Genomic DNA, 16,793 nt, shown 5'->3' with positions numbered 1-16,793 from the left:
CTTGCCCCCTTCCTCCTCCAACAGCAACACGGACGGGTACGACCTCGTCCTGCGCCTCCTGATCGGCGTACTCGCCGTCGTCGTCCCCCTCTCCCACCTCGCCTGGCTGTCCGGCAACGTCACCGCCTACCTCACCGGCGCCGACTGGGCCCCCTACCAGCCGACCAGCGCCCTGCTCCACCCCGATCAGCTGTGGCCCAAAACGGGAGAGACATCCCTGCTGATCGGTGCCCGCGTCGTCCCTGTTGTCCTGCTCCTGGCCCTCGGAGTGGGGGTGGGCGTCCTGTGGGCCCGGCACAAAAACCGCAGCGGCGGCCGGAAGAAGAAGATCACCGGCATGGCCAAGGCCCGGGATATCGAGCCGCTGATGGCCAAGGCGATCACCGACAAGGCCCGCTCTCTGCGCCCGAGCCTGAAGGACGCCAAGCACATCGAGGCCCGCGACACCGGCATCCTGCTCGGCAACCTGCAGGGCACCAAGCACGAGGTGCGCATGGGCTACGAGGACGTGGCCGTCGCCATCATGGCGCCCCGCTCGGGCAAGACCACCAGCCTCGCGATCCCCTCCATTCTCGCCGCGCCCGGCCCGGTCCTGCTGACCTCGAACAAAGCCGCCGGCGACGCCTTCACCGCCACCTACGACGCCCGCGCCCGCGTCGGACAGGTGTGGTCGATGGACCCGCAGCAGATCGCGCACGCCGCACGCGAGATGTGGTGGAACCCCTTGGCGGACGCCAAAACCCTGGACGGCGCCGGGCGGTTGGCCGGCCACTTCCTCGCCGCCTCGGTGGACGCGAGCCAGCAGGGCGACTTCTGGTCCAAGGCCGGATCCAACATCCTCGCCCAGCTCTTCCTCGCCGCGGCCCTCGACGAGCGGCCGATCACCGACGTCATGCAGTGGCTGGCCTTCCCCGCCGACCGCACCCCGCTCGACATCCTCCGCGACCACCAATTCGCCGCCGTCGCCGCCCAGCTCAAGGGCACCGTGGAGGGACCGCCGGAAACCAGGGACGGCATCTACGAGACCGCCCGCCAGTACGCCGCCGCGCTGCTGAACAGCGAGATCGCCGCATGGGTCACCCCGCAGAAGGACACCGCCGAGTTCAAACCATCCGCGTTCGTAACCTCCACCGACACGCTCTTCCTGCTCAGCAAGGACGGCGGCGGCGGCGCCTCGGCGCTGATCGCCGCGTGCGCAGACTCGGTGATGCGGGCCGCGACCGCGCAGGCCGAACGCGCCGGCGGACGGCTCGACCCGCCCATGCTCGCGATCCTCGACGAGGCCGCCAACGTCTGCAAGATCTCGGATCTGCCGGACCTGTACTCGCACCTCGGGTCGCGCGGCATCATCCCGATCACGATCCTGCAGTCCTACCGCCAGGGCCAGAAAGTGTGGTCGGACGCCGGAATGGACGCCATGTGGTCCGCCTCGACCGTCAAGGTCATCGGCTCCGGGATCGACGACCCGGACTTCGCGGACAAGCTCAGCCGTTTGATCGGCGACCACGACGTCGAGACGACCTCCACCTCGCACTCGGAGTCCGGCAAGTCGACCTCGGTCAGCATGCGGCAGGAACGAATCCTGCCCGCCGACGCCATCCGCGCCCTCCCCAAGGGCACCGCGCTCTGCTTCGCCACCGGTCTGCGGGCCGCCATGCTGGACCTGCGCCCGTGGTACCTGGAGCCCGGAGCGGAGGAGCTGTCCGCAGCGTCCGCCCGCGCGTCGAAGGCGATCACCGCCCGCGCCGTGGCGAAGCACGCGCCGACGCAGTCCGACTTCGGGAAGGCCGTGTGAGGGCCGTCCGGCTGCATCTGGTGCCGGTGCGCTCACGTGCGGTGAAGGACTTCGTGCGCGCCTGGCACCGCCACCACCCGCCGCCCGCAGGTCAGATCTTCGCCGCCGGCGCCGCCGACGAGACCGGCACGCTGCACGCCGTGGCCATCGTCGGCCGGCCGGTTGCCCGCCACCTCGATGACGGCACCACCCTCGAAGTCACCCGGACCGCCAGCGACGGCGCTCGCAACGCCAACTCCCTGCTGTACGGAGCATCGTGGCGCGCGGCGAAAGCCCTCGGTTACCAGCGCCTGATCACCTTTACCCAGGCGGGCGAGAGCGGCGCGTCCCTGCGCGGCGCGGGATGGCACCTGATCGCTAGCCGCCCCGGGCCGGATGGCACACCCCCTCCCGGCCCCGGGCGGGCCACGGCAATGACCACATCGCCCGCTTCCTGTGGCAAGCCCCCTGACACACATGTCTGGAGACGCCCTGCATACTTACGAACCCACCGACCTCGACGAGATGTCCCCGCGCCAAGCCGTAGACGCCGTGACCGCGGACATCCGCGACCACCACATCACCGTGGACGGCACCGGCCTGTTGAACGCCACGCGGCACATCGACCTCCTGTGCCACCTCGCTGCCCGCATGGCCGCTGACGTCGAGTATCAGCTCGCCCCGAACACCGCCGGCCTCCCGCCCGCCGAGCCCCTCGGCGAGAGCGCCGGCCACGTCGGGCGGGCCATCGCCCACTACACCCAGGCCCTCGCCCCGCTCATCACCCTCACCACCACGGCGCAGGACACGCTCCAGCAAAAGCTCGACTCGCTGGACCACCACAGCCGCCTGCGGATCCACCTCGACGACGCCAGGCGGGCCCTGGCAGCAGCCCGCACCGCGCTGGAGGTACCGCGGACCCCCGCTGCTGCGAGCGCACCCACCCCAGCCCCGTTGCCCGCCCCGGCTATCCGGCGCCGCGCATGACGACACCGCCCACCGATGGCCTTCTCTTTGCAGTGGCCCCGCCACCGACGCCGGTTGAACGGCTCATGCTGCTCGCAGACCAGTACGTGCAGCACAACGACACGCTCGACCGCCTCCTGCGAGCCGGACCGCAATCCGAGCCCGACGCCCACGTCGCCTCCGCCCAGCGACTCGCCTCCGCGACCCGCACCGCCATCAAAGCGGTCACCGACGAACGCCTCTACGAAAGTCACGAGCTGTCGGACGCGGTGGTCCGGCTCCAGCAGCTCGCCTTCCTGAGCAGCGCCTCCACGGACCACCGCCTTCCCATGGCGCGCACCCTGACCGCCCTGGCCCCCGAAGCCGCCATGAGCTGCGCCGACAGCATCGCCCGCGAAATCCGACGCCGACGCTGGAGCACCACCGATGCTCCAGACCACCAGTTGACCGCCACGCAGCGCACCGCCCTGTGGGAGATCGCCTGCGGGCACGTCGTGGCCACCCGCTCCCTGGGACGGCAGTACGTCCACTACCGCGACGAGCGCGTGCTCATCGGCACACTGCGGTCGCTGGAGGCGAACGCTCTGGCCGAGCGCGTCCCGAACTCCGCGTCCTCCGCCTACACGGGCGGACCGCTTCAAGACCGAGTCCGTCTCACCGCCGCCGGCACCACCGCCCTGGCCGCCGCCATCAGCCGCCCGATCACCGCCAGGCCACCCGGCACGACACCCGCGCCCGCCCCCACCGCCGCGACGACGGCCACCCGAAGCCGCTGACCGACCCTCCGGAGCCACACCACCCCATGCCCCTGCTCGACCTGGCAGAACACGCACAACAACTCCGCACTCTGGCAAGCGACTTCGAGACCCTGCACGCTCGCGTTCGGGACGTCTCCTACACCCCCGGCACCGACGCGCTGCGCCAGATCAGCCCGCTCCTGCTCATGACCCAGGACCTGACGGCCACCGTCCTCGTCCGCCTAGGCGCGCTCGACTCCAGCACGTACACCAGCGTCGCCGGCAGCCGCGCGAGCCTGGAGTGCCTGGCCTCGGTCGTGGTCGCCTCCTCCCTGGCCGGCAACGACCTCGCCAGCGCGCTGCACGCCAATTTTTATGAAGGGGCGCCGTTCCCCGGCTATCCGGCTGACGACGCGTCGGTGCGCACCGCTCGCCACGCCGAGGCCATCCCGAAGATGACCGGCCACCTCGCTGACGCCGCCCACCAGCTCGACCTGAGTGCGACCGGGTGCCACTACGTCGCCACCGGCATCACCCGCGACCTCGCCGCCACACGGGAGGGAGCGGCTACCGCGCAGCGATCTGCCGGCCCTCCGCTGACCAGCGCCCAGTACGACGCCCTCAAGGCACTCGCCCTCGGCGGAGGGCGGCTGTATGAGAGTTCGCAGCGGGGGCTGGGTATGACCCGTGTCACCGCCGCCGACGGCACCCGCATCTCGATCGCCACCTTCCGGGCCCTGAACAAGCGCGGGCTCGTCGACTGGGACACCAGCACCTCCCTGGTCCACGGGCAGAAGATCACCGTCACCGAGCACGGGCGGCAGGCTCTGGTCAAGCCGCGCCCCGCAGCCACTGCTACTACCCCCGCGAAAGCCGTCCCCAGGACTCCTGCGGTGCAGGGAGCGCACCGGTGACGCACTTCGCGCCCCAGGATCGCGTCCTGGTCTCCCCTCGCCATCTGGCGGGCGCTGGGACCGACCGGCTCGCCAACGCGATCCACCCGCTGATCCGCCTCTTCGGCTGGCCGAACGAGCACGAGTGTGAGCGGACTGTCAGCAGCCCCGAGGGCACCCTGTTCGTGAGCTTCACCTCCCGCCGCACCAGAGGGCAGTGGTGATCAGTCGCCCAGCACGAGCCGTTCTGGAAGGCGCAGTTCACTCGGCAGACCGCGATCAAGGCCATCGTCACTGTCACCGTCACCGTCACCGTCACCCAGACTCTGCCTCAGCTGATCGGCGACCAGGGCCGGGCCGCCGCGCAATCCCCGGACGCGAAGCCCACACCACGCTGCGCACCCCGCCGCTGAACACCCTGCGTTCCCAGCCAATCCGTCCCCGCTAGCCCCCGAAGTACGGAGCTAAGGGCACAGGAAGCCGTATCGGATCATCACCCCGCCACCCGCCGCCCGGCATACCGCCCACCGAAAACCCCTGGACCACCTTGTCTCTTCTGGACATCCCCGATGTGTTCATCGGGTCCACCGACGACGGGCACACCTTCGTCGTCCTCAACCGCCGCATCCGCGACACCGACCGGCTGCTGACCGATGCCGGATTCCTCACCCGCGAACACCTCGGCCGCACGCTCTACCTGCTGCCACCGGGCACCGCGCAGGACGCGCACGAGCGCGCCGGAATCGCGATGTACGGGCTCCTGGCCCACACCCACGACCTCGTCGACCTCGCCTGGACCACGCGCCAGGACGGTGCAACCCCGTCACGCGAGCCCGACGTGGCCATCCGCTTCACCGACCACGCGGTCACGGCGACCGCGGCCACGGGCCAGGCCGACGCCGTTCTCGCCCAGCACGGCTTCATACCAGCGGAGGCGAAGCAGCAGTACGCACTGCCACCCGGACTCGGTGATCGCGACGTACTCAGTGCCGTTGTCCGCGCCGAGGCCCACCTCTACGCCGACGGCATCAGCGTGCGCATCGGCCTCGGCATCGCGACCCCGCAGGACATCCCACCGGCATCGTCCCGTCCCGGTGCCGCCCCCGCACCGCCGCCCATCACACAGGTCCAGCGGCGCAGCCGCTGACCACCACCCGCTTCCACCCGGAGCACTGCACCATGCGCAAGCGCGGCCTGCCCTTTTTGACCATTCGCTCTGCGGCGGCCGGCCCCCGAACTCAAGCTGCCCGCGCCGCCCCCGGTCATCGGTCAGCGCTGTACCCGTGGCCCGAACGCGGGCGCACCTGCGCCTTGCCAACCCCACACGATCACGCCGCTGACTTTCCCGCCCGGCCGCTGGGCGTCGCCTCCCCGATATCCGCCCGCCCCCTGTACGGCGGCAAGCGCAGTGAGGTGCCGAACGGCCAATTCCACCAACCCGGCCCGGACGGCGAACGGCTGCCCCCGACTGATCCCCCCTTTGGAAGTCCTACCTGTGCGCAACCCGCCTTTTGCCACCGAGGTGTTGTCGGTCTCCGCCGCGGACGGCACGCGCCTGTCCGCCTACCGCGACACCCCTGCGCGCCCGTGTCCCGGCGGCGCGACGGTCGTGCTGGTGCACGGCGCGTCCGTCACCGCGGACCTGTGGCGCGTCCACGCCCGGCACCTGACCAGCCTGGGCCTGACCGTCGTGCGCTACGACCAGCGCGCGCACGGTCACACCCCGTGCGGCCAGGCACCGCTGACGATCCGGCAGCTCGCCGACGACCTGCACCAGATCCTGACCCACGTCGTCCCCGCCGGGCCGCTCGTGCTTGCCGGCCATTCCCTGGGCGCCCTCGTCCTGCAGGAGCTCTCCGCCCTGCACCCCCAACACCAGGCCCGCATCTGGGGCATGGTGCTGCTGTCGGCCTCCGCACGCGGTGCGACCGTGCTGCCCGGACGCGACCCGCGCGCCTGGCTCCTGGCCGCCGGACGCAGCCTCGCCGCTCTGGCCTGCACCCGGGCGCCCCGCACGGTGGACTTCCTGCGGCGCCGGCTGCCCACCACACACCCCTACAGCCTCGCGCCCCACCCCGACCGGCCGGCCGACGGGCCACCGCGGTGCCGCCACGGCATCCGCCACACCCACACCCGCGATCTCGCCGACCTGTGGCAGTGCCTGCGCCGCTACCAGCCGCGCGACGCCACCGTGCTCAACCAGTTCGGCGAGCGGCTGCTGCTGATGGCCGGCGCGGACGACCGGCACATCCCCGCCGCCCACACCAAGCAGCTAGCCGCCCAACTCCCTGCCGCCCGCCTGGAGATCCTCCCCCGCACCACGCACGCGCTGCCCATCCGCCACCCCGCGCTCATCAGCGACCGCATCGCCCGCCTCGCCGCCGAACCGAGCCCCCACCACCCTCCTCACCCCCAGGACCAATCATTTCCGAACTCCCTGCCTTCCGGGCAATTTCACTAGGATTGGGTCTGTACCGAGTTCAGCGTGTTGCATGCGGTCTGCAGCGGTAGGGCATGGTTCTGTTCCGGGCCATGAGCGATCAACTGCGGGGCTTCAGGTCCCGCTTCGGGGTCTGGTACCTGCGCCGCTGCGAGCCCGACCGGCTGGTGCCGTGGTACGCCTCCGACCCAGTGCTGGCCGGTCTGCCGAGCTTGCGGGAACTCGCGGATGACCACGGGACTCGCACGGGTCAGGAATTCCTGATCAATTCCGACGGGCGGGTCATTTCCGAGGTCAATGCGTTCTTCGGGTCGTTGCGGATGCGGAACCGGTCAGCGGGGACCCGGGAGAAGTACGGGTACGCGCTGTGCACGTGGCTGGGCTTCCTCGACGCGGTGGGGGGCCGCTGGGACTCCGCCAGCACGGAGGACGTCGAGGGCTTCAAGTTCTGGCGGATGACGGACGAGTCGAACCCGGAGCGGGTGGCCGGTGGGACCGTGTCGGACAACCTGGACGCGATCAACGCCTTCTACGACTGGGCCGCTCCCAGTTTCGGAGTACGTAATCCGGTGATCCGGCTGGTGCACCAGCGGGGTTCGTCCTACACGGGTACTGCCGGTTTCGAGGCCGCACCGCATGTGGTGCGCGACCGGGACGTGAAGTGGTTCGATCCGGGCGGCTACGCCTTGTGGCGGGATGTGGGGCTGCGGGGCCTGGACCGTGAGGGCCGGGAGGTGTCGAGGTGGCGGGGCCGTAACAGTCAGCGGGACTGCACGTTCACGGACGGCCTCTACGGCACCGGGCTGCGGCTGACGGAGTGGGCCAGCACCTTGATGCTGGAACTGCCCGGCGAGAGCGTCAGCAGGAACTACTCCACGTGCCGGCTGGCGTCGGCGTGCGCGAAGGGCGGCCGGGGGCGGCGCTATTGGATGCCGCGCACGGTGCTGGCCGACGCGCTCGGCTACTGCGAGGGCGAGCGAGCTGCAGCGGTACGCCGCGCCCAGCGGGCCGGCCGCTACGAGCGGCTGTCCGAGGTCCTGGTGCTGCACCGGGTGCTGGGCCAGCGGCGGCTGCAGCTGGTCGACGGCACGGGATCGCTGATGCGGGTGTCGCTGGACGCGCTGACGCCGCAGGTCCGCAGGCGGATCTTCCTCGACACCCCGGCGGGGCTGGCTCCGGCGGTCTTGTGGCTGAACGAGGATGGGCTGCCCCGGGCTCCGCGCGGGTGGCAGCACACCTTCGACACCGCCAACGAGCGGGTGGCCCGCTCCGGGCTGGAAGGGGTGGCGGCAACCGCTCACATGCTGCGCCATTCGATGGCTCTGCGCTGGTTCTCGGTCGGGCGGCTGCTCTATGAACGCCGCTTCGCCCATCTGGACGGCGAGGAACTGCGGGACTTCCGGGCCCAGTTCGGCGACACCTGGCACCTGGTGCAGACCCTTTTGGGGCATGCGGACGTGTCCACCACGATCGACACGTACCTGGAGCCGTTCCGCGACCTGGATGTCGCCCTGCTGATCGAGCACGCCCACGGCACGGTCCTGGCCGAGCTGATGGCGGAGATGTTCGCCGCCCACCGGCAGGTCATCACCGCCCCGGCGGTGACCGGATGAGCGGGGCGGGACGCCGGGCGGTGCTGCCCGGGGCCGGTTACCGGCTGCCGCAGCGGTTGTTCGTCGACGACAGCCAGTGCCGGGTGCTGTTCTTCCCGGAACGCGGCGGCGAGCCGGTGGACATCGACCTGTCGGTCCTGCCGGTCGCACGCGAACTGCGCGACTGGATGGCCCTGGGAGTGCTGGGGGTGACGGGCCCTGCCGGGACTCGCCGCACCACCACCTCGGCCCTGGACACGGTGAACATCCTGAAGCGGTTCGCCCGTTATCTGGCTGCCCTCTCCAACCCTCCGACTGCTCCGGCCCAGCTTCGGGCCATCCACCTGGACGGATACATGCTGACCGGGGCGACCACGCTGCACCGGGACATTTCTGCGCTGCGGACCATCTTGCGGTTCGCCCCCGATCCGCCGTCGGAGTTCGCCGCCCGCCTGGCCCAGGCACGGGTCGCCAAGTCCGATACGCCTACCTGCAGTTACACCGCAGCCGAGTTCCGGCGCATCACCACGACGGCGCGATCCGAACTGCGGACCGCAGCCGCACGCATCCGCGCCGGCCGCCATCTCCTGGCCGACTGGCGGGCAGGCTCCATCGACCGGGAGAGCGACCGGCTCCGCTGGGAGATCGGTGATCTGCTGGACCATCTCGACCGGCACGGCGACATTCCCCGCTACGAGTGCGGAACACCACGCGCACTGGAGGTCGTGCGCCGGGTCGGCGGCATCGGCGCGGTCTTCGCACACCTGCACCTCACCCACCACGAGACCGGCGCCGCCGCGGTCCTGCTGCTCTGCCTGACCGGACAGAACTACTCGACCCTGGCCGCGGCAACCACCGCCCACCACCGGCCCGACGCGCACGCCGGGGGTACTCCGACCGCTCAGCTCGACCTGGTCAAACCCCGTCGCGGAGGCCGCCGGGCCGCAATGACCGTGGCCTTGCGCGATGTCCCGGCGGAGCCGGCGGAGGCGCGTGAGGACCTGAACACCCCATTCGGGGTCCATGCCCTGCTGCTGGACCTGGCCGCGCCCGCCCGCAACCGGCTGAAGTCCGACGCGCTGTTCGCGTTCTACAACGCCCGCAACGCCAGTGGCTTCGGCCACGGCCTGCCCAAGCAGATCCTGCAGCTGTGGGGCAAGGCCACCGATCTGGTCTGCGACGCACCCGATGCCGAAGGCCGGGCGGTGCCCCTGCACATCGACAGCCGCCGGCTGCGGCTGACCTGGCTGGAGATCAACCAGCGGCCGGTCGCCCACACGGAGACGACGCTGGCCAACGAGTACCTGGCCCGCAACCGCGGGAATCTGGCCGAGTACCAGAAGATCGTCGCTGATGTCCTGGACCAGCAGGTCGCCCGCGCCCGCACCGCTCCGCCGATCCCCGTGCTGTCCGCCCAGGACATCGAACAGGCCCGCACCGACCCGGCGGCGGTGGCCGTCCGGCACGGCCTGGACACGACCACCCTCCAGCAACTGATCACCGGTCGTCTGGACACGGTCCTCGCTGGCTGCACCAACCCGCTGGCCAGCCCCTACACCCCGGCTGGCAAGCCTTGCGGCGCTTCCTTCCTGCTCTGCCTGTCCTGTCCCTGCGCCAGAGCGACACCGGCCCATCTGCCCGTTCAGGTTCTCGCCCTGGATGCGCTGAAGGCCCGTCAGCAGGAGATGACGCCCCTGCGCTGGGCCGAACGTCTGGCCGAACCGACCGCCCGTCTGACCGACCTGCTCAGCCACTATTCGCCTGCCGCCGTCGCGGACGCCCGCACTTCTGCCACCCCCGCCGACCAGGCGCTCGTTGACCGCTTCCTGAGCCGAGGACTGGACCTGACATGACACCCGCCCTGCCCGCCGCCGCGCCGCCTGTCCGGCGCCTGCTGCCCGGACCCGACACCCCGGTCCTGGCCACCCGCCCGCTGCGTCCCGGCACGAGGGCCGATGACCTCTCACTGTTCGGTGAGGACCGCTGGAATCTGACTCCGGGCTTCTTCCAGGAGCACACCTCCCGCACCTGCGTGGACTTCCACGATGCCCCGGCCGCCTTCCGGCTCCCGATCAAGCTCCTGGCCTGGCTGATGCTCAACCATCAGGACGCCGACCACGGCGGCTTCCTCCCGGGCATCCCACGGCCCGCCGTCCGCACCGTCGTTCCCTACTGCCGATACCTCAAGAGCTTCGCCCACTGGCTGGAGAACCGAGGCATCACCCGTTTCGGCCAGGTCACCGACACGGACCTGGATGCCTACGCGGCCGACATCAAGGACGCGGCCGTCTCCCACGAACTACGCGAGGACTTCCTCGCCGTAGTCGTACGCACCTGGACACTGCGCGATCTGCTGCCCGACGAGGACGACCGCCTGCCCCAGGCACCGCCCTGGAACGGTGAGCGCATCCAGGACATCCTGGGGCAGCGCCGCACCAGCGAGGAGAACCGCACCCCGCGCATCCACCCCGCAACCATGACGCCGCTGCTGAAGTGGGCTCTGCGATTCGTCGAGGACTTCGCGGACGACATCATCGCCGCCTTCGACGAGTACAAGACACTCTCCCTCCGCGCCAGGGCCGCATCCACCCGAAGCGCCGCTCCACCCGGCAAGCAGCGCCGCCCGCCGGGCACGGTTCCCCTGCTGGTGGCCGAGCTCGCCGACGACTACCGGGCCCGCGGCCTGCCCCTGCCCGGACGCCGGAGTGCCGACGGACACACCACCATCAACACCCACTTCCTCAGCCTTCAACTGGGCGTCCAGATCACCCGCGCAGCCGCCAGCACTCTCGCGCACTCGGGACTGCCCGTCGCGGACGACACATACCTCACCACGCCCGTCCACGGCCTCCTCGACAACGAGCCCTGGCTCACCACTCGCATCACCTACGATCAGGCCCCCGTCCTGGCCCGCCACCTGAGCACCGCCTGCCTGGTCATCGTCGGATATCTGTCAGGTCAGCGGCCCGGTGAGACGCTCAACCTCGAACGCGGCTGCGTCGAACACGACCCGGTCACCGGCCTGATCCTGCTGCGCGGCAAACACTGGAAAGGCGTCCGCCACCCCGACGGCGCTCTCCGCGCCGAAGGGGAACAGCGAACCGATCCCTGGGTGGTCACCGCCCCGGTCGCCACCGCTGTCACCGTGCTCCAACGTCTCCACGACGCGCGGCTGCTGTTCCCCAACACCCTGCTCGTCAATGGCAAATCCGAGGCGGGACCCCTGCGGGAACGCGTCGGCCGGGCCCGCAACGACTCCGGCTGCAACAAGGACATCACCGAACTGATCGGCTGGATCAACGACTACTGCGCAGCCCGGCACCGCGACGACGCGATTCCCGCCGATCCCACCAATCCGAAGATCGCCCTCAGCCGCCTACGCAGAACGCTTGCCTGGTTCATCGCCCGTCGCCCCCGCGGCCTGGTCGCCGCCGCGATCCAGTACGGCCACGTCCGCGTCAACATGACCCTCGGCTACTCCGGCAACTACGCCTCCGGCTTCCCCGACGACCTGGCCTTCGAGGAATGGCTCGCCCGCCTCGAAAGCCTCGCCGAAGCCCACGACCAGCTCCAGGCCGGCGAGCACGTCAGCGGCCCCGCCGCCGACACCTACCGCCACCGCGTCGCCGCCTCCGCCAAGTTCACCGGCCGTGTCCTGCGCACCACCCGCGAAGCCCACACCCTGCTCACCAACCCCGACCTGCAGATCTTCCCCGGCCAGGGCATGACCTGCGTCCTTGACCCCGCCCGCGCCGCCTGCCGGCTGAGTACTGACGAACGCAGCAGTCGCCGCACCCCCGACATCGACGACTGCAGACCCTCGTGCGTGAACATCGCCCGCACCGACCGCGACATCGACTTCCTGCGCACACGCGTCGACACCCTGCAGGCCATCGTCGACGACCCGCTCGCCCCACCCATCCGCCACGCACGCGAACAACACGAGCTCGCACGGCTCCAGCAGGTCATCGCCAACCACCAGGAGCCCCGGCCATGAGCACCAACCGCACAGCCGAACGCGACGCCATCCGAGCGGCAATGCAACGCCTGCTGGCCGGCACACCGACCTGCTCCACCGGAGCCCTCACCGTCATCCAGCTCGCCGCCGAGGCCGGAGTAAAGCGATGGGTCCTCACCCACAAACACCCCGACCTTCGCAAGGAATTTGAAAAAGCCCGGGAATCTGTGAACGGAATTCCCGCCGCGTTCCAAACCCTCCAGGCCAAGGTCGACGACCTCGAAGCCGCACACAAACGGCTACGCCAGCACAACAGCGAACTGACCGAACGAAACGAGATCTATGCCCAAGTCATCCACGCTCTCACCACCGAACTCGCAGAGCTCCGACGAGACAGGCCCCTCCCAGCGAACGTCCGCCGTCTCCCGGCCGAAGCCACAACACCACCGCGGGCCTGAACTCTGTGCCGCCGCCCGGCTGGCGTCACGGTCGGCTCGGCGACCTCCGCACTCACGGGCGGCGGCTACACACGCTCAGCTGGTCAAAGTTCCCTGGTGGAAGTACATCCGCCAGCCCGTCTCTGTCAGGCGCCACAACGAACTCCGCCATGCCCGGCGGCCCTGGTTGTCGGCGAAGTACGTCAGATGGACGATGCCCGGAGCAAGGACGGCACCGGACATTTCGCTGACCTTGACCGGAGACTCCGGGGACACCGAGCCGCCGCTCGTCACGGTGAGGATCGACTCCACATCCCACCGGCGTCCAGAAGCGCCGATCTCGGTGAACTCCGGATCCAGAAGCTCCAGGACACGGGCCGGAGAAGCACGCACCTCAGGGTCGAGAAGCCGCAACTCCCCATCAATGGCCGCTTGCACGGCCTGCTCACTCTCATCCGCCATGCAGGAACCCTACGGACACGCCTGCCCGGAGCACAGCGAATTCTTCACGCGACGCGGCCACGGCACGGAGATGCCGCCAAGACTCGCGAACATCTCTGAACAGGCGATGGCCACCTGGCCCCGGAACTCGTGCGCAGGTGCTGCCGTCCGACGCGAACGAGGCCAGCCACTGGCGCTCCGCGCCAGAGGCTGGATGCAACAGCCCCGAATAGGTGACAGAGGTGCCGGTATCCAGTCCAGCGCCATGCTCGCCCTCTCCGCACAAGGCATACTCCCGAAGGTCGACTACGCAATTTTCGCCGACACAGGCTGGGAACCGAGAGCCGTTTATTCCCATCTCGACCGGCTGGAGCGAGAAATAGCCAGGCCCGCAGGCATACCCGTTCTCCGTGTATCGTCCGGAAACATACGCAACGATTCCCTGGACCCCGACCACAGGTTTGCGTCAATGCCGCTCTACGTCCTGAACAAGGACGGAAATCCGGGTATGACCAGGCGGCAATGTACCGGGGAATATAAAATTAAGCCGATCAAGAAAAAGGTCCGCGAACTACTCGGCTACCCCTATCCCACACGCATCCCCAAGAGCGTCTTCGTCGAGCAGTGGGTCGGCATCTCCACCGACGAATTCCACCGGGCCAAGGACGCCGACGTCAAGTACATGCGCAACCGGCACCCGCTCATAGACATGGGCTGGTCACGGTCCGACTGCGTCCGCTACCTGGCGTCGCTCGGCCTGGCCGACACCCCGAAATCGAGCTGCTTGGGTTGCCCTTTCCACGGAAACGCCCAGTGGCGCAACATCCGCGACAACTCTCCGGGGGAATGGGAAGACGTGGTGGAGTTCGACGCGGCCATCCGCAAGGGAAATGCCCGCGCGAACGCCACCGGCAACCGGCTGCTTGGTGAGGCGTTTCTCCACCGCTCCCGCGTGCCTCTCAGCGAGGCCCCCATCGATCACGTCACAGCCGCCGAATGGGCAGCGATGCAGCAAGAACTCACCGACAGCGGACCTGACCTTCAGGAGCTGGAGCAAGGAGTCACCGACGGCTGCTCCCCGTGGGCGTGCCGCGGTGAAGTCGAGCCGGCACAGGACGACTTCGGACTGGCCTCTTGACCATCCTGGACCTGTTTGCAGGACCGGGCGGATGGAGCCACTCACTTGACGTCCTCGGCGCACGGGACGTGGGCCTCGAATGGGATGAGTGGGCCTGCAAGACCCGTGCGGCGGCAGGGCAGCTGACCATTCGCACCGACGTGGCGCTATATCCCGTCTGGCCCTTCCTCGGCAAGACCGCCGGGCTCATCGCGAGCCCGCCCTGCCAGGCATGGTCCATGGCCGGCAAGCGCCTCGGCCTGGTGGACCAGCCGCTCGTGCACCAGGCAGTGGCGGACCTCGCCGCCGGACGCGACACCCGCGAGAAGCTGCTGACCGCCTGCCGGGACGAGCGCTCGCTGCTGGCCGCCGAGCCCATGCGCTACCTCCACGCCCTCAACACCGTCGGCGAGCCCGAATGGGTCGCCATGGAAGAAGTGCCGGACGTCCTGCCGCTGTGGAAGCAGTACGCCTCCGTGCTGCGCGGATGGGGGTTCTCGGTCTGGTACGGGATCCTCAACGCCGCCAACTTCGGCGTACCGCAAACCAGGCGGCGGGCAATCCTGCTCGCCTCCCGCGTCCGCACCGCCCAGCCCCCACCACCCACGCACGCCCAGACCGCCGAGCCGGAGAGCCTGTTCGGGCCAGGCCGTGACCGATGGGTGTCGATGGCCGAGGCCCTCGGCTGGGGCGCCACCGACCGACCCGTCCCCACCGTCTGCGCCGGCGGCGGACCCGGCGGCGGGCCCGAACCGTTCCCTTCAGGCTCCCGCAAGACGCTCTCCGACGCCCGGGAGCGCGGCACCTGGATGCCGCGACCGGAGGCTTTGGTCCTGCAGTCCCGCCGCGAAGGAGCCGGATGGGCCGCCCGGCACGGCACCCGCGAGAACCGGACCGCTACTGCCCCGGCACCGACGTTCACCGCCGAGGCGCACCGCTGGTCCTGGTCCCTGCGCAGCAACAACCAGGCCAACGCCACCATCCGTCCGCTGTCCGAGCCGGCAGGCACGCTGTTCTTCGGTCACCGGGCGAACGAGTGCACCTGGGTCGCCGCACCGGCCCTCGCGCCGACGGCGGACACGGACGCGCCAGCGGTGCCGGAGCCGATCCGGATCACCGCCCGCGAGGCCGGCCTCCTGCAGACTTTCCCCGCCGACTACCCGTGGGCCGGCAACAAAGGCCAGCAGTTCTCCCAGATCGGCAACGCCGTACCGCCGTTGCTCGCCGGCCACCTCCTCGCCCCGCACCTCGGCGTCACCCTCGACCCCAACGACTTCACCCTCACCGCCTGATGCCCCGCACCCCCGAACCTGACGAGGACGGCGACCTCGACGACCTGCCCGACACGCATCCGCCGCCGCCCGTGTACTACGTCGAGCAGGCCCTCCTCGGCGCCCTCCTCCTCGATCCGCACCGTCTCGCCGACGTGACCGGCATCGCCGGCAACTCGTTCTCCACTGCCGCGCACTCCGCCTTGTACGCAGCGATCAGCACGCAGCCCCCGCCCGACCCGGCCGAGCACGCCAAAAACACCAAGTGGCTCGACCAGGTGCTCGCCACAGGGCGCGAGCAGGCGCGCGGACTGACCGCCTCCTACCTGCACACCCTCATCCAGGTCTGCCCCTGGCCCCGCCACGCACCGGCCTACGCACGGATGGTCGAGGCCGAACACGCCCGCCGACGCCTACAGACGGCCGCCGAACTCCTCGTCCAGACCGTCCACGATGCCTCCCTCCCACACCCCGTCCAGACGGTGCTCGCCGAGGCCGACGCACTCGTCGCGGTCGTGGACGACATCGCGAGCCGGTTCCCACCGCGCGCCGGCGTCCTGCCCCGCGCCCCCGCACCGCCGCCAGCCATCCCGCCCGACTACATCGAGGCAGTCGAGGAGGAGCGGCTGCTGCTCGCAACCGCCACCGCCCACCCATCCGATATCGAGTCCGTCCGATGGCTGCTCCCCGACGACCTCACCCTGCCCTTGCACGCCGGCCTGTGGCAGTGCCTGACCGCCCTGGCCCGCCGCCGCGAGCCCGTCGACCCCGTCACCGTCCTGTGGGAGGCCCAACAGCGCGGCCTGCTCGACGACGGAAGCGAACCGGGCGAGGTGCTCCACCTGCTGGCCGAACCGGCCGGTTCCGTGGAGCACTGGGGCGAGCGCGCCCTGCAGCGCTCCCTCCTGGCCACCGCCGATCGCACCGGCCGGCGCATCGAGGCATACGCCGGCGACCCGGCGAACACCCCGTTCCAGCTCGTCGCCGGCGCCCGCCGATCCCTCGCCGACATCGGCGCCGTCCGCACCCGCTGGCAACACGCCACCGGAACGGTCCCGCCGCAGCGACCGCGGCCCGCGCCCACCACTCGCGCCGGACCGCCGACCACCACGGCCGCCCACACCGCCCGCGCCGCGCGAGCAACCCGATAGCACCCCGCATACGCCG

The 16,793-nt window shown here is 70.2% G+C and carries 15 protein-coding genes and 1 pseudogene; 15 read left to right on the top strand and 1 reads right to left on the bottom strand.

Going from position 1 to position 16,793, the window contains the following annotated elements; translation table 11 throughout:
- Position 1 precedes the first annotated feature (1 nt).
- The 12 genes and pseudogenes from C6376_RS31750 to C6376_RS31695 all read left to right on the top strand — a co-directional run bounded on the left by C6376_RS31750 (position 2) and on the right by C6376_RS31695 (position 12,818).
- Positions 2–1,795 (top strand): type IV secretory system conjugative DNA transfer family protein, encoded by a 1,794-nt coding sequence (locus C6376_RS31750; protein ID WP_107446527.1) that lies wholly within the window; start codon positions 2–4, stop codon positions 1,793–1,795.
- Positions 1,792–2,246, top strand: a pseudogene (locus C6376_RS46550) (XF1762 family protein). The gene C6376_RS31750 and the pseudogene C6376_RS46550 overlap by 4 nt, the downstream one beginning before the upstream one ends.
- A gap of 5 nt (positions 2,247–2,251) precedes the next feature.
- Complete coding sequence (locus C6376_RS31740; protein ID WP_159083322.1) at positions 2,252–2,761, top strand: hypothetical protein; 510 nt, start codon at positions 2,252–2,254, stop codon at positions 2,759–2,761.
- 65 nt (positions 2,762–2,826) lie between these two features.
- A complete protein-coding gene (locus C6376_RS31735; RefSeq protein WP_254076152.1) occupies positions 2,827–3,516 on the top strand; it encodes a hypothetical protein in 690 nt (229 codons plus the stop codon).
- 26 nt (positions 3,517–3,542) lie between these two features.
- A complete protein-coding gene (locus tag C6376_RS31730) occupies positions 3,543–4,391 on the top strand; it encodes a hypothetical protein (RefSeq protein ID WP_216825633.1) in 849 nt (282 codons plus the stop codon).
- Positions 4,388–4,594, top strand: a complete 207-nt coding sequence (locus C6376_RS31725; protein WP_107446524.1) for a hypothetical protein — start codon at positions 4,388–4,390, stop codon at positions 4,592–4,594. The genes C6376_RS31730 and C6376_RS31725 overlap by 4 nt, the downstream gene beginning before the upstream one ends.
- A 323-nt stretch (positions 4,595–4,917) precedes the next feature.
- Positions 4,918–5,517, top strand: a complete 600-nt coding sequence (locus C6376_RS31720; RefSeq protein ID WP_107446523.1) for a hypothetical protein — start codon at positions 4,918–4,920, stop codon at positions 5,515–5,517.
- Positions 5,518–5,865: 348 nt separating this feature from the next.
- Entirely contained in the window at positions 5,866–6,831 is a 966-nt protein-coding gene (locus tag C6376_RS31715; protein ID WP_107446522.1) for an alpha/beta fold hydrolase, read from the top strand.
- A gap of 71 nt (positions 6,832–6,902) precedes the next feature.
- Positions 6,903–8,423, top strand: coding sequence for a site-specific integrase (locus tag C6376_RS44810; protein ID WP_216825632.1), 1,521 nt, complete (start codon positions 6,903–6,905; stop codon positions 8,421–8,423).
- On the top strand, positions 8,420–10,255 hold the full coding sequence (locus C6376_RS31705) for a hypothetical protein (protein ID WP_107446520.1): 1,836 nt from the start codon (positions 8,420–8,422) through the stop codon (positions 10,253–10,255). Before C6376_RS44810 ends, C6376_RS31705 begins: the two co-directional genes overlap by 4 nt.
- On the top strand, positions 10,252–12,399 hold the full coding sequence (locus C6376_RS31700) for a hypothetical protein (protein WP_107446519.1): 2,148 nt from the start codon (positions 10,252–10,254) through the stop codon (positions 12,397–12,399). Before C6376_RS31705 ends, C6376_RS31700 begins: the two co-directional genes overlap by 4 nt.
- A complete protein-coding gene (locus C6376_RS31695; protein WP_107446518.1) occupies positions 12,396–12,818 on the top strand; it encodes a hypothetical protein in 423 nt (140 codons plus the stop codon). The genes C6376_RS31700 and C6376_RS31695 overlap by 4 nt, the downstream gene beginning before the upstream one ends.
- A gap of 75 nt (positions 12,819–12,893) precedes the next feature.
- On the opposite strand, the gene C6376_RS31690 is transcribed toward C6376_RS31695, so the two are convergent.
- Entirely contained in the window at positions 12,894–13,259 is a 366-nt protein-coding gene (locus tag C6376_RS31690) for a DUF4440 domain-containing protein (protein ID WP_254076151.1), read from the bottom strand.
- A 244-nt stretch (positions 13,260–13,503) separates the two neighbouring features.
- Here C6376_RS31690 and C6376_RS31685 point away from each other — a divergent pair, with 244 nt between their 5' ends.
- Genes C6376_RS31685 through C6376_RS31675 form a run of 3 tightly spaced genes read left to right on the top strand, consistent with a single transcriptional unit; the run spans position 13,504 to position 16,777 of the window.
- Positions 13,504–14,376: a hypothetical protein gene (locus C6376_RS31685; RefSeq protein ID WP_173985772.1), complete on the top strand. Its 873-nt coding sequence runs from the start codon at positions 13,504–13,506 to the stop codon at positions 14,374–14,376.
- Positions 14,373–15,647 (top strand): DNA cytosine methyltransferase, encoded by a 1,275-nt coding sequence (locus C6376_RS31680; RefSeq protein ID WP_107446517.1) that lies wholly within the window; start codon positions 14,373–14,375, stop codon positions 15,645–15,647. Before C6376_RS31685 ends, C6376_RS31680 begins: the two co-directional genes overlap by 4 nt.
- Positions 15,647–16,777: a DnaB-like helicase N-terminal domain-containing protein gene (locus C6376_RS31675; RefSeq protein WP_107446516.1), complete on the top strand. Its 1,131-nt coding sequence runs from the start codon at positions 15,647–15,649 to the stop codon at positions 16,775–16,777. The genes C6376_RS31680 and C6376_RS31675 overlap by 1 nt, the downstream gene beginning before the upstream one ends.
- Positions 16,778–16,793 lie beyond the last annotated feature (16 nt).

Origin of the sequence: Streptomyces sp. P3, assembly GCF_003032475.1 — a bacterium.
Classification (GTDB): domain Bacteria; phylum Actinomycetota; class Actinomycetes; order Streptomycetales; family Streptomycetaceae; genus Streptomyces.
Note: the sequence above shows the minus strand (reverse complement) of the source record. Positions and strands in the feature narration are given on the sequence as shown.